This is a genomic window from Serratia inhibens (assembly GCF_003591175.1).
Classification (GTDB): Bacteria; Pseudomonadota; Gammaproteobacteria; order Enterobacterales; family Enterobacteriaceae; genus Serratia; species Serratia inhibens.
In genome coordinates, this window is record NZ_QYYG01000002.1 from 615,931 (window position 1) to 633,500 (window position 17,570).

At 56.5% G+C, this 17,570-nt stretch carries 18 protein-coding genes and 1 pseudogene; 7 read left to right on the plus strand and 12 right to left on the minus strand.

Annotated features, from left to right (window positions below):
- Nucleotides 1-46 precede the first annotated feature (46 nt).
- On the plus strand, nt 47-646 hold the full coding sequence (gene yfbR / locus D4100_RS11885) for a 5'-deoxynucleotidase (RefSeq protein ID WP_006317020.1): 600 nt from the start codon (nt 47-49) through the stop codon (nt 644-646).
- 26 nt (nt 647-672) lie between these two features.
- Here the strand turns inward: yfbR and D4100_RS11890 are convergent, their stop codons facing one another.
- The 4 genes from D4100_RS11890 to yfbV form a co-directional block, all read right to left on the minus strand.
- Nucleotides 673-2,505, minus strand: coding sequence for an SLC13 family permease (locus D4100_RS11890; RefSeq protein WP_006317021.1), 1,833 nt, complete (start codon nt 2,503-2,505; stop codon nt 673-675).
- Nucleotides 2,506-2,604: 99 nt separating this feature from the next.
- The gene (locus D4100_RS11895; RefSeq protein WP_119804422.1) at nt 2,605-3,261 is read right to left on the minus strand and encodes a sugar phosphatase; all 657 of its coding nucleotides are present in this window, start codon (nt 3,259-3,261) and stop codon (nt 2,605-2,607) included.
- Between the two features lie 16 nt (nt 3,262-3,277).
- Nucleotides 3,278-3,772 carry a YfbU family protein gene (locus D4100_RS11900; RefSeq protein WP_006317023.1) on the minus strand — a complete coding sequence of 165 codons (495 nt, stop codon included), beginning with the start codon at nt 3,770-3,772 and terminating at the stop codon, nt 3,278-3,280.
- 145 nt (nt 3,773-3,917) lie between these two features.
- The gene (gene yfbV, locus D4100_RS11905; RefSeq protein ID WP_006317028.1) at nt 3,918-4,373 is read right to left on the minus strand and encodes a terminus macrodomain insulation protein YfbV; all 456 of its coding nucleotides are present in this window, start codon (nt 4,371-4,373) and stop codon (nt 3,918-3,920) included.
- 355 nt (nt 4,374-4,728) lie between these two features.
- Here yfbV and ackA point away from each other — a divergent pair, with 355 nt between their 5' ends.
- Complete coding sequence (ackA, locus tag D4100_RS11910; protein WP_119804423.1) at nt 4,729-5,931, plus strand: acetate kinase; 1,203 nt, start codon at nt 4,729-4,731, stop codon at nt 5,929-5,931.
- Nucleotides 5,932-6,004: 73 nt separating this feature from the next.
- On the plus strand, nt 6,005-8,161 hold the full coding sequence (gene pta, locus D4100_RS11915) for a phosphate acetyltransferase (protein WP_119804424.1): 2,157 nt from the start codon (nt 6,005-6,007) through the stop codon (nt 8,159-8,161).
- Between the two features lie 77 nt (nt 8,162-8,238).
- Here pta and yfcD read toward each other — a convergent pair whose 3' ends face one another.
- Nucleotides 8,239-8,796, minus strand: a complete 558-nt coding sequence (yfcD, locus tag D4100_RS11920) for an NUDIX hydrolase YfcD (RefSeq protein ID WP_004947308.1) — start codon at nt 8,794-8,796, stop codon at nt 8,239-8,241.
- A gap of 90 nt (nt 8,797-8,886) precedes the next feature.
- A complete protein-coding gene (yfcE, locus tag D4100_RS11925) occupies nt 8,887-9,438 on the minus strand; it encodes a phosphodiesterase (protein WP_006317040.1) in 552 nt (183 codons plus the stop codon).
- A 73-nt stretch (nt 9,439-9,511) separates the two neighbouring features.
- Here yfcE and D4100_RS11930 point away from each other — a divergent pair.
- The 4 genes and pseudogenes from D4100_RS11930 to D4100_RS11945 all read left to right on the plus strand — a co-directional run.
- Nucleotides 9,512-9,589, plus strand: a pseudogene (locus D4100_RS11930) (cupin domain-containing protein); the annotation flags it as partial.
- Nucleotides 9,590-9,902: 313 nt separating this feature from the next.
- Complete coding sequence (yfcG, locus tag D4100_RS11935) at nt 9,903-10,532, plus strand: GSH-dependent disulfide bond oxidoreductase (protein ID WP_119804425.1); 630 nt, start codon at nt 9,903-9,905, stop codon at nt 10,530-10,532.
- 104 nt (nt 10,533-10,636) lie between these two features.
- Nucleotides 10,637-11,008, plus strand: a complete 372-nt coding sequence (gene folX / locus D4100_RS11940) for a dihydroneopterin triphosphate 2'-epimerase (RefSeq protein WP_006317046.1) — start codon at nt 10,637-10,639, stop codon at nt 11,006-11,008.
- Between the two features lie 27 nt (nt 11,009-11,035).
- Nucleotides 11,036-11,950: a TIGR01777 family oxidoreductase gene (locus D4100_RS11945; RefSeq protein WP_119804426.1), complete on the plus strand. Its 915-nt coding sequence runs from the start codon at nt 11,036-11,038 to the stop codon at nt 11,948-11,950.
- Nucleotides 11,951-11,992: 42 nt separating this feature from the next.
- Here the strand turns inward: D4100_RS11945 and hisP are convergent, their stop codons facing one another.
- The 6 genes from hisP to purF form a co-directional block, all read right to left on the minus strand.
- Entirely contained in the window at nt 11,993-12,766 is a 774-nt protein-coding gene (gene hisP, locus D4100_RS11950; protein WP_006317049.1) for a histidine ABC transporter ATP-binding protein HisP, read from the minus strand.
- Nucleotides 12,767-12,784: 18 nt separating this feature from the next.
- Nucleotides 12,785-13,489, minus strand: a complete 705-nt coding sequence (locus tag D4100_RS11955) for an ABC transporter permease (RefSeq protein ID WP_006317050.1) — start codon at nt 13,487-13,489, stop codon at nt 12,785-12,787.
- A complete protein-coding gene (locus D4100_RS11960; protein WP_006317051.1) occupies nt 13,486-14,172 on the minus strand; it encodes a histidine ABC transporter permease HisQ in 687 nt (228 codons plus the stop codon). The genes D4100_RS11955 and D4100_RS11960 overlap by 4 nt, the downstream gene beginning before the upstream one ends.
- A gap of 85 nt (nt 14,173-14,257) precedes the next feature.
- On the minus strand, nt 14,258-15,040 hold the full coding sequence (hisJ, locus tag D4100_RS11965) for a histidine ABC transporter substrate-binding protein HisJ (RefSeq protein WP_119804427.1): 783 nt from the start codon (nt 15,038-15,040) through the stop codon (nt 14,258-14,260).
- Between the two features lie 302 nt (nt 15,041-15,342).
- Entirely contained in the window at nt 15,343-15,915 is a 573-nt protein-coding gene (locus D4100_RS11970) for a UbiX family flavin prenyltransferase (protein ID WP_006317053.1), read from the minus strand.
- Nucleotides 15,916-16,046: 131 nt separating this feature from the next.
- The gene (gene purF / locus D4100_RS11975; protein WP_006317055.1) at nt 16,047-17,564 is read right to left on the minus strand and encodes an amidophosphoribosyltransferase; all 1,518 of its coding nucleotides are present in this window, start codon (nt 17,562-17,564) and stop codon (nt 16,047-16,049) included.
- Between the last annotated feature and the right edge of the window lie 6 nt (nt 17,565-17,570).

The window sequence follows — 17,570 nt, forward strand, 5'->3', positions numbered from 1 at the left end:
ACTGCTCACAATGGAACCCTCACTTGCCGTTGTAGAAGAGAGCACCATGAGCCAGAGCCATTTTTTTGCCCACCTGTCCCGCTTGAAACTGATCAACCGCTGGCCGCTGATGCGCAACGTGCGTACCGAGAACGTTTCCGAACACAGCCTGCAAGTGGCGTTTGTCGCCCATGCGTTGGCGGTGATCAAAAACCGAAAATTCAATGGCAACCTGAGCGCAGAGCGCGTCGCCCTGCTGGCGATGTACCACGATGCCAGCGAAGTGATTACCGGTGACATGCCAACGCCAATCAAGTACTACAATCCGCAGATCGCCCACGAATATAAGAAAATCGAAAAAATCGCCCAACAGAAGCTGCTGGATATGATCCCGGCGGAATTACGTAACGATTTCCGGTCGATTCTCGATGAGCATTACTACACCGAAGACGAAAAACTGGTGGTAAAACAGGCCGATGCCCTGTGTGCCTATCTGAAATGCCTGGAGGAGTTGTCTGCCGGCAACAACGAATTCAAGCTGGCGAAAGCCCGGCTTGAAAAGACCCTGCAGCAGCGCAGCAGCCCGGAAATGGATTATTTCATGAACGTGTTTATCCCCAGCTTCAGCCTGTCGCTGGATGAAATCAGCCTGGACTCTTCCCTCTAATTTTAACGGCGCAGCCCGCTGCGCCGTTAAAATGCATACAGCCACGGCACAATAATCACGCTGACCAGCATCACCAACAGCGTGAACGGCACGCCAATCCGCACGAAATCCCCGAACTTATAGTTCCCCGGCCCCAGCACCAGCGTGTTCACCGGTGATGAAACCGGCGTCATAAACGCTGCGGAAGCGGCAACGGCGATAATCATGGCGAACGGGTATGGCGAAACGCCCATCTCGCGGGCAGCGGCAATGGCGATAGGTGCCATCAGCACGGCGGTGGCGGTGTTGGAGATAAACAGGCCTATCGTGGCGCACAGCGCAAACAGGCACAGCAGCATCACGCGCGGCCCCGCTCCCCCGGCAACGTCCATCAGCCCGCGCACGATCAAGTCCACCCCACCGGTTTTCTGCAGCGCCTGGGCAAACGGCATCATGCCGACAATCAAGATGATGCTCGGCCAGTGAATAGACTTATAGGCGCTTGCCATATCGATGCAGCGGAATTTGCCCATCAGCAAACAGGCAATCAGCGCGGCGATCGGATTGGGGATTTCATCGGTCAACATCATCGCCACCATCAGCGCCAGGCAAAACAGCGCGTGCGGCGCCTGGGTGATGGCCGGCGCTACCTCGTCCACCTCTGCCGGCAAATTGAGGACAATAAAATCATGGGTTTTTGCCTGCAACTGGCGGATCGCCTTCCAGTCGCCGATCACCAGCAGGATATCGCCCAGCGCCAGCGGTTCATCCACCAACTTGCCCGCCAGGGTTTCGCCATTGCGGCGAATGCCGACCACGTTCAAATCATAGCGACTGCGAAACGTCGATTCGCGCAGGCTCTTGCCCAGTAGCGTCGAATCCGGAATCAACGACACCTCCGCCATGCCGACGTTGCGCGCCTGTTCGGAGAAATAGTCGCCCCGCAGCACCATCGGCTCCAGTTGCTGCTCGCTGCAAAACTCGCGCAAGTCGATCTGGCTGTCCGACATGTCGATCAACAGTACGTCTCCTTCTCGCAGTTCGGTGCTGCCGGATGCGCTAACCATCACCCGCCGGAAGCGCTTCCAGCGTTCGATCCCCACCACGTTGGCACCGTAGCGAGCCCGCAGATGCAATTCATCCAGCGAACGGCCTACCAGCGATGATCCACTGCGGATCGCCAGCCGACGCGCCCTGCCGGTAAGTTTATAGTCGCGGATCAGATCGCGGAAGGTGCGACGCTGCCAGGTTTCCCGGCTTTTATCTCCGTCGTTATTGCCCAGCCAACGCCGCGCCACCAGCATGTATCCCACGCCCAACACCAATACCGCCAGGCCAACCGGCGTCACGCCAAAGAAACCGAAGCCGCCGATACCCTCGCGCACCAACTCGCTGTTCACCACCATGTTCGGCGGTGTTGCCACCAGCGTCATCATGCCGCTGATAAGGCCGGCAAAACTCAGTGGCATCATCAACCTGCCCGGCGTGATTTTCATCCTTGCCGCCACGCTGAGTACCACCGGGATAAAGATCGCCACCACCCCGGTAGAACTCATAAACGCCCCCAACCCGGCCACGGTAACCATCAGCAACGTCAGCATTTTGGTTTCGCTGCTGCCGGCGACCTTCACCAGCCAGTCGCCCACCTGATAGGCTACGCCGGTACGCACCAGCCCCTCGCCAATCACAAACAACGCGGCAATCAGGAGCACATTGGGATCGCTGAACCCCACCGTCGCTTCCTGCAGGGTCAGCGTGCCGCTCAACACAAAAGCGATGATCACCAGTAACGCCACCACGTCCATGCGCAGCTTGTTGGTGGTAAACAGCACGATGGCAATTAACAGTAAACTCAGCACCCACAGTAATTCGCTGTTCAAAACGGCCTCATCCGGCAGACATAGTCAAAGTCTTAAAAACTAGCATAAAAAAACCCCGCCGATGCGGGGTCTAATCAACTTGAGTGAAGATAGGGCTTGTCAGGCGACCCGCTCAATCGCAGCGCCCTGAACTGTCTTCCTGACCGCGATTTGCTCCAGAGACGACAACAGCAGATCGACCTGATCCAGCTTGGGCGCATCGGCCGGCGCATTCACCGCAATCACCTGGCAGCCTGCAGCCAACCCGGAAAGGATCCCGGCGGCCGCGTCCTCGACTACCACGCAATCTTGCGGTGCCAGCCCCAGGCGCTCGGCCCCCAGCAGATAGGCATCCGGCTGAGGCTTGCCATGTTTTACCTGCTCGGCGGTGATAAACACCTCCGGCTGCGGCAAGCCGCCGGCGTTACGGCGAGCGGTGGCGACCGGAATAGAGCCGGAGGTGACGATCGCCCACGGAATGTCGAGCGCATTCAACCGCGCCAGCAAGGCTGCGGCCCCCGGCAGTGCGGTGACGCCGTCGGTATCCTGCGCTTCTACCTGCTCCAGCAGCAAAAATTCCTGCTGAATGGCAGCCTCACTTTCACCGGGCATAAAGTGACGCAACGAGGTAATGGCCTGTTTACCGTGAATAAAATCCAGTACGTCCTGCGGATTAATACCGCGGCGTTTGGCCCAATTAATCCAGGCACGCTCTACCGCCGGCAGAGAATCAACCAACGTCCCATCAAGATCGAACAGAAAACCCTTACACTCCACAGGAAACCTCTTTTAATCAGGCATTGATAATTTGCGCAATCTCAACGGCGCTCAGGTGATACTGACGTGGGCATGACAGCCAGATAGCCAACATACGCTGGTATTTTTCCCACATTTTGGTTTGGGCGTTAAAGCCGTGGCTGCCGGAATCGAAATGAGTATAGCGCCCCTCGGTGGTAACAAGGAAACGCACATAGCTCAGATAGCGCGCTTCAGTGGCGGCATCAAAGCCGAGAAATGCCAGGCGGCGCGCCTCAATCCCCTGTTTTTCTTTCAGATTATCCCAGGATACCTGCAACGCGTGGTGCATCTCCATCACGTTGATGATAGTGCGGCACACCTCTTCGCTCATTTCGCCGAAATCGCGATCCAGCTCGCGCATCTGCAAACCAAAACCACGCTCGATGATAGTCTGCAAACGGCGGTAACGATCGGTGTTATCCGGGTCGAGCAGCGTCATCATCTTGTACTGGTTCGACAGGATCAGTCGTTGGGCGTGGGTCATTTCCATCATAATTTCCTCGGTAAAGTGCTTATGACGAAAGCATCGCACAGCGCAATATCGCAGGAAATCACAACTCGCAGGTTCTTTGATTTAAACCGGGGTTATTGGCCAGAAGGGTAAAATGGCCGCAATCAATGCGACCATTTCGTTGTTAAAGATCGTCGAGGAAAGTTTTATCCAGCTGCTTGAAGGCACGTTTCAGCAGATCCGCCAGCGTTTGATAGGTCGGGGTCCCTTCCACCGGCGCAACCGCCTGACCGGCTTCCGCCAGCCTGTTGCGCACCTCATGGAACCACTGCAACAGCGTTGGCGGCAAGGGCGTGACAGAACGACGACCCAGCCACCACAGGCCTTGCATCGGCATGCTGCAGGCGAACAATGCGGTGGCGATCGCCGGACCGAGCTGACCGCCCAGCGCAATCTGCCAGGTCAAGGTAAACACCGCCAACGGCGGCATAAAGCGGACGGCAAAACGGGTGACGCTCGCAACGCGATTCTCCGGAAAGACCGGAGCCAGACGTTTGTCTGACGGCCAGGTTTTCATATAATGCTGCCCGCGCTGGAAGACCTGAAACCAGCTTACGGAACCGGACGGTTTGCTCGTCATCGCGTACCTCAACGTCACGTAGTAAAAATGGGGGTACTGCAAACACAATACTAAAAAATTTGAAGCTTTAAATTTATTTTGTGTTTGCTGCAGGCTATCGGTATCCTAGGCCGGCCTTTTGGCCGGTAGAAGATGACAATAACTCTGTCAACTTTTAGCCCTATAAAAATGAAGATTATTTAAACCGCAGAGAAATCATCGGTTTTTTCATCGTCATGTGATTTATGCACTTCACATGATGTTAATCATAAATGTCAACGGCATTATGCGCTACGCTTGTTGTCTGATTGACGATTAATTCACCACGTGTTTGGGTTTTCCTTTAACAACACGAACTATTTAAGTAGGTACTTCCATGTCGAGTAAGCTAGTACTGGTTCTTAACTGCGGCAGTTCTTCCCTGAAATTCGCTATCATCGATGCTGTCAACGGTGAAGAACACCTCTCCGGCCTGGCCGAATGTTTCCACCTGCCTGAGGCTCGCCTCAAGTGGAAGATGGACGGCGCCAAACACGAAGCGGCTCTGGGTGCCGGCGCTGCGCACAGCGAAGCACTGAACTACATTGTTAATACTATTCTGGCACAAAAACCGGAGCTTTCTGCACAGCTGACCGCTATCGGCCACCGCATTGTACACGGCGGCGAGAAGTTTACCGCTTCTGCCGTGATCAATGACGAAGTCTTGCAGGGTATCAAAGATTCGGTGCCATTTGCACCACTGCATAACCCGGCGCATCTGATCGGTATCGCCGAGGCACTGAAATCATTCCCTAACCTGGCGGATAAAAACGTTGCCGTGTTCGACACCGCGTTCCATCAGACCATGCCGGAAGAATCTTACCTGTACGCCCTGCCGTACAGCCTGTATCGCGATCACGGCGTTCGCCGCTATGGCGCACACGGCACCAGCCACTTCTACGTGACCCAAGAAGCCGCGAAGATGCTGGACAAGCCGGTTGAAGAAGTGAACGTGATCACCTGCCACCTGGGCAACGGCGGTTCCGTTACCGCAGTGCGCAACGGCAAATGCGTTGACACCTCCATGGGTCTGACCCCGCTGGAAGGCCTGGTGATGGGCACCCGCAGCGGTGACATCGATCCGGCGATCATCTTCCACCTGCACGACTCCCTGGGCATGAGCGTTGATCAAATCAACAAAATGCTGACCAAAGAATCCGGCCTGTTGGGCCTGACCGAAGTCACCAGCGACTGCCGTTATGTTGAAGACAACTACGCCAGCAAAGCCGACGCCAAGCGCGCAATGGACGTATTCTGCCACCGTCTGGCCAAATACATCGGTGCATACAGCGCGCTGATGGACGGCCGTCTGGACGCGGTGATCTTCACCGGCGGCATCGGCGAGAACGCCGGCATGGTGCGTGAGCTGACCCTGGATAAACTGGGCCTGCTGGGCTTCGAGATCGACCACGAGCGCAATATGGCCGCCCGTTTCGGTAAATCCGGCGCCATCACCAAAGACGGCAGCCGCCTGGCGCTGGTTATCCCGACCAACGAAGAATTGGTCATCGCGCAAGACGCATCCCGTCTGACCGCGTAACGCTCTCCGACACCGTCAGCCAAGGCTGACGGTGCTGTTTTAGCCTCATGTTAATCGTGAAGAGGACTATTCTGTGTCACGTACAATTATGTTGATCCCCACTGGCACCAGCGTCGGTCTGACCAGCGTCAGCCTGGGTGTCATCCGCTCCATGGAGCAACAAGGCGTTCGTCTGAGCGTGTTCAAACCTATCGCCCAGCCACGCACCGGCGGCGACTCTCTCGACCAGACCACCACCATCATCCGCAGCAACTCCACCATTCCGGCGGCCGAACCGCTGCGCATGAGCTACGTTGAGGGCCTGCTGAGCTCCAACCAGCAAGACGTGCTGATGGAAGAGATCGTGGCTCGCTACCATGAGAACACCAAAGACGCGGAAGTGGTGCTGATCGAAGGCCTGGTGCCGACCCGTAAACACCAGTTCGCCAATGCGCTGAACTATGAAATCGCCAAAACCCTGAATGCGGAAATCGTCTTCGTGCTGGCCCTGGGCAACGATTCCCCGGCGCAGCTGAAAGAACGCATTGAGCTGGCTCGCAGCAGCTTCGGCGGCAGCAAAAACAAGAACATCACCGGCGTCATCATCAACAAACTGAACGCTCCGGTCGACGAACAGGGCCGCACCCGTCCTGACCTGTCAGAGATCTTCGACGACTCCACCAAAGCCAGCGTGACTAACGTTGATCCTGCGCAGCTGTTTGCCAACAGCCCGCTGCCGGTGCTGGGCTGCGTACCCTGGAGCTTTGATCTGATCGCCACTCGCGCCATCGACATGGCCCGCCACCTGAAAGCTACCGTGATCAACGAAGGCGACATCATGACTCGCCGCGTGAAGTCCGTGACCTTCTGTGCGCGCAGCATTCCGCACATGCTGGAACACTTCCGCCCAGGCTCACTGCTGGTCACCTCCGCAGACCGTCCTGACGTGCTGGTTTCCGCCTGTCTGGCGGCGATGAACGGCGTGGAAATCGGCGCCATTCTGCTGACCGGCGGTTATGCCATCGACGCGCCGATCAAAAAGCTGTGTGAACGCGCCTTCCAGACCGGCCTGCCGGTATTTATGGTCGACACCAACACCTGGCAGACTTCGCTCAGCCTGCAAAGCTTTAACCTCGAAGTGCCGTCGGACGACCATCAGCGCATCGAGAAAGTGCAGAACTACGTGGCCAGCCACATCAACGCAGAGTGGATCGAGTCGCTGACCGCCACCTCCGAGCGTTCACGTCGTCTGTCTCCACCGGCATTCCGCTACGAGCTGACCGAGCTGGCGCGTAAAGCCGGCAAACGTATCGTCCTGCCGGAAGGCGACGAGCCACGCACCGTGAAAGCGGCAGCCATCTGTGCCGAACGCGGTATCGCGGAATGCGTCCTGCTGGGCAACCCGGAAGAGATCCAGCGCGTAGCTGCGGCTCAGGGCGTTGAACTGGGCAAAGGCATCGAAATCGTTGATCCGGTCGTCGTGCGCGAGCAATACGTGCCGCGTCTGGTTGAGCTGCGCAAGAGCAAGGGCATGACCGAAGTGGTTGCGCGCGAGCAGTTGGAAGATAACGTGGTTCTCGGCACCCTGATGCTGGAGAAAGGCGAAGTCGACGGCCTGGTTTCCGGCGCGGTTCACACCACCGCCAACACCATCCGCCCACCGTTGCAGCTGATCAAAACCGCACCGGGCAGCTCGCTGGTGTCCTCCGTGTTCTTCATGCTGCTGCCTGACCAGGTTCTGGTGTACGGCGACTGCGCGATCAACCCGGATCCGACCGCCGAGCAGCTGTCAGAAATCGCGATTCAGTCGGCAGACTCCGCCGCGGCCTTCGGTATCGAGCCGCGCGTGGCGATGATCTCCTACTCTACCGGTAACTCCGGTGCGGGCAGCGACGTCGAGAAAGTACGTGAAGCGACCCGTCTGGCTCAGGAAAAACGCCCTGACTTGATCATCGACGGCCCGCTGCAGTACGACGCCGCCATCATGGCTGACGTAGCGAAATCCAAAGCGCCGAACTCGCCGGTTGCCGGCCAGGCTACCGTGTTCATCTTCCCGGATCTGAACACCGGTAACACCACCTATAAAGCGGTACAGCGTTCTGCTGACCTGGTATCCATCGGGCCAATGCTGCAAGGCATGCGCAAGCCGGTGAACGACCTGTCACGTGGCGCCTTGGTAGACGATATCGTTTACACCGTGGCGCTGACCGCCATTCAGTCTGCACAGGCTGATGCGGCTGCCAAAGCCTGATAACCCCAGCGTTATCGGATAAAAAAAGCCGGTCAATTTATTGACCGGCTTTTTCATTTTGGCAACCTGCCGACTAATCAGGCATTTTCGTCGGTGTCGCGTAGCGGTTTACCGTAAGCCTGCTCGTTGTTGCGCGTCAGCCACAGCGACAGCGCCTTCAGCGAATCCGGGGTGAACTCATCGCAGCGGGCGGTGATCTCTTCCGGCGTCAGCCAGCTCACCTCAACCACTTCTTCTTCCTGCAGGGCGAACGGCCCGTGGGACACGCAGCTAAACAGCGCGCCCCATACCCGGCACTGCTCTTCTTCGAAATAGAACAGGCCATGTTCGGCGAAAGGCACGCCGGCAATACCCAGTTCCTCTTCCGCCTCGCGGCGCGCGGAATCCAGCACATTCTCGCCGCTTTGCACTACTCCGCCCGCGGTGGCGTCCAGCCAGCCCGGATAGAAATCTTTAATGTCGGTGCGACGCTGCACCAGAATTTTACCCATTCCATCATGCACCACAATATAGGTAGCACGATGACGCAGCCGTTGAGCACGCATCTGTTGGCGACTTGATTGAGCAATCACTTCGTTTTGCTCGTTGACGATATCAACCCACTCGGTATCTGCAGCCTGACCCTGTTCCGCCATCCTCTAAAACCTTCTATTTTGGCGCGTTGCATCCCGCGCACTGGTTAATCAATGAGTGTTTTTCAAAGATTTTTATTGTGTGTGTATAAATTAGTGCGTTAACGCCACCTCTGCAACAGCCTTGCCGCTCTGCAGTGTGACCACGCTTAAAATGCCGTCCTCCAGTATGCCATAACTGGCGGGAAAGCCCCCTTTAGGAATGCTGACCGAGCCTGGATTAAAGCAGTAAATCTCCCCCTGCCGCTCCGCCTGCGGTAGATGACTGTGGCCATAGACCAGGACATCGCCGGAAGATAACGGCGGCAGTGCCGAGGGATGATAAAGGTGACCGTGGGTTAAAAACAATCGTCTTTTTTGCAACAGCACCTGCTGCCAGGACGCGGTGATGGGAAACGACAGCAACATCTGATCAACTTCGCTGTCACAGTTGCCGCGAACGGCGATGATCTTGTCGCTATAGCGATTCAATTGTTCAGCAACCTGAGCGGGCTGATAACCTGCCGGCAGCGCATTTCGCGGCCCATGATTCAGCAAATCGCCCAGAAGAATCAGCCAGTCGGCACCGCTTTGTTCAAATCGATCCAATACGCTTTCGGTGGCGGGGAGTGAGCCGTGTAAATCAGAGGCGAATATCAGCTTCATAACCATGTCTTTAACAAGGGAATAAGCGTTATTCTACCGCAACGGCGGCGCAGAGGTAATGATGACGTTACAGGTGGCCGGCTGCGTCTGTCTGGAAACCGGTACGCTGCTGGACACCTTTACGCCCCAACATGAGGATTTTCTGAGTTAAGCCCCCTGCCTGAACGGCTATTCCCGGTGCGCCGACATCGGGAAAGCCTTTACCACCGCCTGATAATGCCCGTTCCCCTGTTCCCCGCTTCCCCGCCGCCCGTGAATTGTGATCTGACTTGCGGATATAGCATCAGACGAATCTCACATAGCCTGCTATTCTTAGCTGCTATTGTTGGTAACCCTAATGCCCGCAGCCTTTCAAGCTGCAGTTTGGAATTCATGGGTATAGTTGAAACTCTGATGTACCTTTGTGCGGCGAAGACCGCGACAACGTGTAATGACTTACAGATCACTTTACCGCAGGAGGCACCATGATTGACCTGTATTACGCGCCTACTCCCAACGGTCACAAAATTACCCTGTTTCTGGAGGAGGTTGGCTTACCTTACCGTATCCACCGCGTAAATATCAGCGCCGGCGACCAGTTCAAGCCGGACTTTCTGAGCATTTCACCCAACAACAAAATCCCGGCGATTGTCGATCAACAACCGGTTGACGGCTGTGCGCCCATCAGCCTGTTCGAATCCGGCGAAATCCTGCTGTATCTGGCGGAGAAAACCGGCAAATTGCTGAGCAAAGGGCTGCGCGAGCGCGCCGCCACGCTACAGTGGCTGTTCTGGCAGGTGGCGGGTTTTGGGCCCATGCTCGGGCAGAATCACCATTTCAACCATTACGCGCCGCAGCCGGTACCTTACGCCATCGAGCGTTACCATCTGGAAACCAAGCGCCTGTATGGCGTGCTGGAAGCCGAGCTGCAAAAACACCCGTATCTGGGCGGCGACAACTACAGTATCGCCGATATCGCCACCTATCCCTGGGTGGTTTCGCATCCGCGCCAGCGCATCGATCTGGCGGATTATCCGGCGGTGCGCAACTGGTTCGAACGCATCAGCAACCGCCCGGCGACCGGGCGCGCCTATAAGCTGGCCGAGCAGGGTTAACCGCCCGACTCCCCGGCCCCCGGGGAGTTTCTCCCTGCTCGTTATCTTTTCCCTACTTTCCGTGTATTCTGAGCGCCAATAATCAGACCTGTGGAGACTCTCTGATGTCATTCAGTCAACCCGACGCCATTATTCGTATCAAAAATCTGCGGTTGCGTACTTTCATCGGTATCAAGGAAGAAGAAATCAACAACCGTCAGGACATCCTGATTAACGTGGCAATCCACTACCCGGCGGATAAGGCGCGCAATAGCGAAAACATCGACGACGCGCTCAACTACCGCACCATCACCAAAGCGATCATCCGCCACGTTGAAGATAACCGCTTCGCCCTGCTGGAAAAATTAACTCAGGATGTGCTCGATATCGTGAAAGAACATGCCTGGGTAACCTATGCTGAAGTAGAGATCGATAAACTACTGGCCCTGCGTTATGCCGACTCGGTTTCCATGACCATGAGTTATCGCCGGGGCTGAAACAATAGCGTATCAGGGAGGTTGACCATGCGGATCCTGATCACCGGCGCCACAGGATTGATAGGGAGCAGCCTGACGCAGCGGCTGCTGAGTCTGTCCCACTCCATCACGGTGCTGACCCGTGACGTACAACGTGCGCGTGAAGGGTTTGGCGAACAAGTCAGCTACTGGTCAACGTTGCAGGACCAAACGTCGCTGGATGGCTTTGACGCCGTGATCAACCTGGCCGGTGAGCCTATCGCCGATAAACGCTGGAGCAAGGCGCAGAAAGAGCGCCTGTGTCACAGCCGTTGGGATCTGACCGAGCGGTTAGCGGCGTTGATTAACGCCGGCAGCTCGCCTCCCGGCGTGCTGATTTCCGGTTCCGCCGCCGGCTACTATGGCGATCAAGGCCAGGCGGTGGTCACCGAAGATGAAGCTCCGCATGACGAATTCACCCATCAACTCTGCCAACGGTGGGAGTCCCTGGCGTTGCAAGCGCAAAGCGACGCGACCCGTGTCTGCCTGCTGCGCACCGGCGTGGTGCTGGCAAGCAAAGGCGGAGCGCTGGCGAAAATGCTGCCGCCGTTCCGTCTGGGGCTGGGCGGGCCGATAGGCAATGGCCGCCAATATCTGCCCTGGATACATCTGGACGACATGGTCAACGGCATTCTCTATTTGCTGGAACACGCTACCCTGCAAGGGCCCTTCAATATGGTCGCCCCCTACCCGGTACATAACGAGCAATTCGCAGCCCAACTCGCCAACGTGCTCGACCGTCCGGCGTTTTTGCGCGTGCCCGCATTTGCCATGCGTTTACTGATGGGGGAAGCGGCGGTGTTGGTCCTGGGCGGCCAACGGGCGGTGCCGAAGCGGCTGGAGGAGGCGGGTTTCGGTTTCCGTTTTCTGGAGCTGGAGCAGGCGCTGGATGACGTTATCAATCAACGAAACGACAAACGCTGAGGGGAATGCCGGGGCCAGGCAGAACCGGCCCCAGGCAAGGAGTTATTTTAAAGCGCCGGAAAGGAACTGCTGCAGACGCGGGCTTTTTGGATTGCCAAACAGCTCGGCCGGTGGCCCCTGCTCTTCAATCAGCCCCTTATGCAGGAAAATCACGTGGCTTGAAACATGGCGCGCAAACTCCATCTCGTGCGTCACCACCACCATGGTTTTCCCCTCTTCGGCCAGCTTCTGCATGATACGCAGCACTTCGCCCACCAGTTCCGGATCCAGTGCCGACGTAGGTTCATCGAACAACAGCACCTCCGGCTCCATCGCCAACGCACGGGCAATGGAAACACGCTGCTGCTGGCCACCCGACAGATGCACCGGGTATTTGCCACGCGCGCGTTCGTCGATACCCACCTTGTCCAGATAGCGCACTGCGCGCTCGCGCGCTTCGGCCTTGCTCAACCCCAGCACCTGCACCGGCGCTTCCATCACGTTCTCCAACACCGTCATGTGGCTCCACAGGTTAAAGTGCTGGAATACCATGGTCAGACGAGTGCGCAGCAATTGCAGCTGTTTCTTGTCAAACACCTTCAGTTGGCCGTCTTTGTCGCGCACCATGCGGATATCTTCATTGTTCAGGCTGATGGAGCCTTCGCTTGGTTTCTCCAGGAAGTTAATGCAGCGCAAAAAGGTGCTTTTACCGGACCCCGAAGATCCAATGATGCTAATCACATCCCCTGCATTCGCCGCCAGTGACACACCTTTCAGTACTTCGTGTTCGCCATAACGCTTATGCAGTTCAGTGACGGCTAATTTATTTTCAGACATGGTTTTTCCCCGTCATTATCAGTGATTAACGTGCGCCATCCAGCGTTTTTCGGCCTTACGGAACAGGCTGATCAACACGTAGGAGATCGCCAGATACAGCACCGCCGCGATGCCAAAGGCATAGAACGGCTGATAGGTCGCCGCGTTGATATCTCGCGCTATCTTCAACAGATCCGGCACGGTGGCGGTAAATGCCAGCGCGGTGGAGTGCAGCATCAGGATCACTTCGTTGCTGTAAGCCGGCAGTGCGGTACGCAGCGCCGAAGGCAGAATGATACAGCGGTACATTTTGAAGCGAGAGAAACCATAGGCACTGCCCGCCTCAATTTCACCGTGCGGCACCGCGCGGATCGCCCCGGCGAAGATCTCGGTGGTGTAGGCGCAGGTATTCAGCGTCAGCGCCAAAATGGTGCAGTTAAGCCCGCTGCGGAAGAAGGCGTTGAGGAAATCCGTACCCCGCACGATCTCCAGGCTGTACATCCCCGAATAAAACACCAACAGCTGCACATACAGCGGCGTGCCGCGGAATATGTAGGTGTAGAGCCACACCGGAAAACGCACCCAGGTGATTGAGGAAACGCGCGCCACCGCCATCGGTATCGCCAGCAAGCCCCCCATCACCACCGATGAGATCAGCAGCCACAGCGTGACCGCCACACCGGTGAAACGATAACCGTCGCTCCACAGCAGCGATTGCCAATACTGTTGCAAAATCTCGATCATAATTCGGCCCTCTTGACGCCCAATGAATAACGCCGTTCAAGCCACAACAACACGCCATTGGAAACGGTGGTAAAAACCAGATAAACCACACCGGCCACTATCGCAAAGAAGAAGGGTTGGTAGGTGCCTTTGCCGGCCAGTTGAGTGGCTTTCACCACGTCGTTCAAACCCAGAATCGACACCAGCGCCGTCGCCTTGAGGATCACCTGCCAGTTGTTGCCGATGCCCGGCAGGGCAAAACGCATCATCGCAGGGAACAATATGCGGCGGAAAATCTGTGAGCCGGAGAAACCGTAGGCGGTAGCCGCCTCGATTTGCCCCTTCGGCACCGCCATATAAGCGCCGCGAAAGGTTTCCGTGAAATAGGCACCATAGATAAAGCCGAGGGTGATAATCCCCGCGCTGAGCGGATCGATATCAATTTGCGAAAAACCGAGCAGTTCTGTGAGGTTGTTCAGCGCAATCTGCAGGCCGTAGAAAATCAGCAGCATCAGCACCAAATCAGGCACGCCGCGGATCAGCGTGGTATAGGCGCCAAACAACGTAGAAAGCAGGCGGTTATGGGAAAGCTTGCCACCGGCGCCGATCAAACCAATCACCAGCGCCAGCAGTACGGAACTGAGGGCCAACTCCAGCGTCACCAGAGCACCCTCAAATATCAGTTGGGAATAGCCTTGCAGCATCTACTTCACCCTGTCGTCATTGGAGCCCGAACCATCGGGGCCAGCGAACTGACCCCGTAGTCACACCATGGAACGGTACGTGGGATTAACCGCCGTAGACGTCAAAATCGAAGTATTTTTTCGCAAACTTGTCGTAAGTGCCGTCTTTGCGCATGTCGGCAAAGGCTTTATCCAGCGCCGCCTTCAGCTCGGTATCGGTCTTGCGCAGCCCCATGCCGGTACCCACGCCAAAGAACTTGTCATCCTTCACCGATTCGCCGGCGAAAGCATAATCCTTGCCCGGAGGCTGCTTCAGGAAACCGTCGCTGCCCGCCACTTCATCCTGGAAGGCGGCATCAATGCGGCCGGATGCCAGATCGGCATACACCAGGTCCTGGTTCTGGTAAGGCACCACGGTGATGCCCTTAGGCTGCCACATGGCGTTCGCATAGGCTTCCTGAGTGGTGCCCTGCAGCACGCCCACGCTCTTGCCTTTCAGCGCGTCCACGGTTGGCAGCAGCTTAGAGCCTTTCGGCGCGATCAGACGGGCGTTAGCGGCGTACAGCTTGTCGGTAAAGGCAATTTCCTGCTGGCGTTTTTCGGTGATCGACAATGAAGAGATGATGGCGTCAATTTTCTTCGCCTTCAGAGAGGGGATCAGCGCGTCAAAATCGCTTTCCACAAAGGTACATTGGGTATTTATGCGTTTGCACAGCTCTTTGGCCAGATCGATATCAAAGCCGACCAACTCACCTTTGGCGTTTTTGGATTCAAATGGTGCATAGGTCGGATCGGTACCTATCTTCAGCGTTGATGGTACTGCGGCAAATGCGCCGCTTACCGCGCTCAAAGCCAAGACTAAAGGAAGAACCTTAACCAGCTTTTTCATAAATTACCCTCAAATTGATTTTTTTGATGCCACTGCGGGCATTACTTTCCCACCAAATCAATTTGCAGTAATCGTGCCATATTTGTTGCTGTAGGCGGAGGGAACGGCTCCGGCCTTCACAAAACTGTTTCCTGGGACGATAACCGCAAAAATAAATCGGCCAGTCAGGGCCGCGTCACGGGCAAGGGCAAAATGCCAGAGCCTTGAAACAGTGAGCGTGATGGAGTGGGATCATTATGGTGCATGTGCCGCCCTAATTCAGTGCGGTGTTGCACAAATGTGCCAAATTGGGGATAAATTTGTTAATTGGAGCCTTGCCAACGGGTGAACAAATCTTTCGGTAATTCAATGTCGAACTGATCGACCACCCGATTCACGGTTTGATCGATGATGTCATCGACGCTTTTCGGTTGGTGATAAAACGCCGGTACCGGCGGCATGATCACCGCGCCCATTTCCGCCGCCTGCGTCATCAGGCGCAAATGGCCTATATGCAACGGGGTTTCACGCACGCACAACACCAACCGGCGGCGTTCCTTCAGTACCACATCGGCGGCGCGCGTCAGCAGGCTGTCGCTATAACTGTTGGCAATGCCGGATAAAGTCTTGATTGAGCAAGGTAAAATTACCATACCCAGGGTTTTGAACGAACCGGAAGAGATGCTGGCACCGATGTCGCGCGCATCATGCACCACGTCGGCCAGCGCCTGCACTTCACGCAGACCGAGCTCGGTTTCCAGCGACAGCGTCTGCCGCGCCGCGTTGCTCATCACCAAATGGGTTTCCACCTCTGCGACGTCATGCAATGCCTGCAACAGGCGCACGCCATAGATTGCGCCGCTGGCGCCGGAAATACCGATGATGAGTCGTTTCATAAAGCTGGCCTCTGCCGAAGAGAAAGAAGGATCAGGCAGACTTTGCCGGAATGGCGGAGCATAAGCAAGTCGGGGGAGGATAATGCACCGCGACAAACGCCGCGGTGCACCTTTTTGGCTAGCGCAGAGGCTTAACCTTCGTTATGCATTTCCAGATTTTCTGCTTCGGTCTGGCCACGCATCGCCTTGGCGTCGTCGTTACGCAGCGATTCCAGATACTCGAGGTAGCTCTGGTCTACGTCTTTGGTGACATAGATACCGTTAAACACCGAGCATTCGAACTGGCTGATGTCCGGGTTCTCTTCACGCACCGCTTCGATCAGATCGTTCAAATCCTGGAAGATCAGACCGTCGGCACCGATGATCTGGCGGATTTCATCCACTTCACGGCCGTGGGCAATCAGTTCGTTGGCGCTTGGCATATCAATGCCGTACACGTTCGGGAAACGAATTTCCGGCGCAGCGGAAGCCAAATAAACGCGTTTCGCCCCGGCGTCACGCGCCATCTCAACGATCTGCTCGGACGTGGTACCGCGCACGATGGAGTCATCCACCAGCAACACGTTCTTGTCGCGGAACTCGGCGCGGTTGGCGTTCAGCTTGCGACGTACCGACTTACGGCGCGCTTGCTGGCCCGGCATGATGAAGGTACGGCCAACATAGCGGTTCTTCACAAAGCCCTGGCGATACGGCTTATCCAGGATACGCGCGATTTCCAATGCGATATCGCAGGAGGTTTCCGGGATCGGGATCACCACGTCGATGTCCAAATCTTCCCACTCGCGAGCAATCTTCTCGCCCAGCTTCTGCCCCATGCGTACACGAGCGCTGTAGACCGAAATCTTGTCCATAAAGGAGTCTGGACGGGCGAAGTAGACGTATTCGAACAGGCACGGGTTGGTTTTCGGGTTCTCTGCGCACTGGCGGGTGAACAGTTGGCCCTTCTCGGTGATGTACACCGCTTCGCCCGGCGCCACGTCGCGCAGGAACTCAAAGCCCAGAGTATCCAGCGCCACGCTCTCGGAGGCCACCATATACTCGCAGCGACCGTCTTCAAGCTGGCGTTTGCCGATCACCAGCGGGCGAATGCCGTTCGGGTCGCGGAACGCCAGCAGACCATGGCCGATGATCATCGCCACGCAGGCGTAGGCACCGCGCAGTTGCTGATGCATGGCGGCAACGGCGGTAAAGATGTTGTCTGACTCCAGCGGATAGTCCTGGAAACGGTCCAGCTCACTGGCCAGAACGTTCAGCAGGATCTCGGAATCGGAGGTGGTGTTGACATGGCGGCGGCCGCTTTCAAACAGCTTTTGGCGCAGCTCATGGGCGTTGGTCAGGTTGCCGTTGTGGGCCAGCGTAAGGCCGAACGGAGAGTTTACATAAAATGGTTGAGCCTCTGAGGCACTGGAGCTGCCAGCCGTCGGGTAGCGCACATGGCCAATACCCATGTTGCCCTGCAAGCGCTGCATATGGCGTGCCTCAAACACATCCTTCACCAGACCATTTGCCTTACGCAGACGGAACCCGTTATGGGCATCTATGGTGACGATGCCTGCGGCATCCTGGCCACGGTGCTGAAGCACCATCAACGCATCATAAATCGACTGGTTTACCGGCATAAAACCGGCGATACCGACAATACCGCACATGTTGTC

Excerpts from the sequence above, each read along its gene's own strand:
- D4100_RS11945 (WP_119804426.1), top strand. The coding sequence starts at position 11,036 with ATGCGGATCCTGATCACCGGCGCCACAGGATTGATAGGGAGCAGCCTG.
- D4100_RS11960 (WP_006317051.1), bottom strand. The coding sequence starts at position 14,172 with ATGCTGCAAGGCTATTCCCAACTGATATTTGAGGGTGCTCTGGTGACG.
- yfbV (WP_006317028.1), bottom strand. The coding sequence starts at position 4,373 with ATGACGAGCAAACCGTCCGGTTCCGTAAGCTGGTTTCAGGTCTTCCAG.
- D4100_RS11955 (WP_006317050.1), bottom strand. The coding sequence starts at position 13,489 with ATGATCGAGATTTTGCAACAGTATTGGCAATCGCTGCTGTGGAGCGAC.
- ackA (WP_119804423.1), top strand. The coding sequence starts at position 4,729 with ATGTCGAGTAAGCTAGTACTGGTTCTTAACTGCGGCAGTTCTTCCCTG.
- yfcD (WP_004947308.1), bottom strand. The coding sequence starts at position 8,796 with ATGGCGGAACAGGGTCAGGCTGCAGATACCGAGTGGGTTGATATCGTC.
- folX (WP_006317046.1), top strand. The coding sequence starts at position 10,637 with ATGTCATTCAGTCAACCCGACGCCATTATTCGTATCAAAAATCTGCGG.
- purF (WP_006317055.1), bottom strand. The coding sequence starts at position 17,564 with ATGTGCGGTATTGTCGGTATCGCCGGTTTTATGCCGGTAAACCAGTCG.
- yfcG (WP_119804425.1), top strand. The coding sequence starts at position 9,903 with ATGATTGACCTGTATTACGCGCCTACTCCCAACGGTCACAAAATTACC.
- hisJ (WP_119804427.1), bottom strand. The coding sequence starts at position 15,040 with ATGAAAAAGCTGGTTAAGGTTCTTCCTTTAGTCTTGGCTTTGAGCGCG.
- D4100_RS11970 (WP_006317053.1), bottom strand. The coding sequence starts at position 15,915 with ATGAAACGACTCATCATCGGTATTTCCGGCGCCAGCGGCGCAATCTAT.
- yfbR (WP_006317020.1), top strand. The coding sequence starts at position 47 with ATGAGCCAGAGCCATTTTTTTGCCCACCTGTCCCGCTTGAAACTGATC.
- hisP (WP_006317049.1), bottom strand. The coding sequence starts at position 12,766 with ATGTCTGAAAATAAATTAGCCGTCACTGAACTGCATAAGCGTTATGGC.
- yfcE (WP_006317040.1), bottom strand. The coding sequence starts at position 9,438 with ATGAAGCTGATATTCGCCTCTGATTTACACGGCTCACTCCCCGCCACC.
- D4100_RS11900 (WP_006317023.1), bottom strand. The coding sequence starts at position 3,772 with ATGGAAATGACCCACGCCCAACGACTGATCCTGTCGAACCAGTACAAG.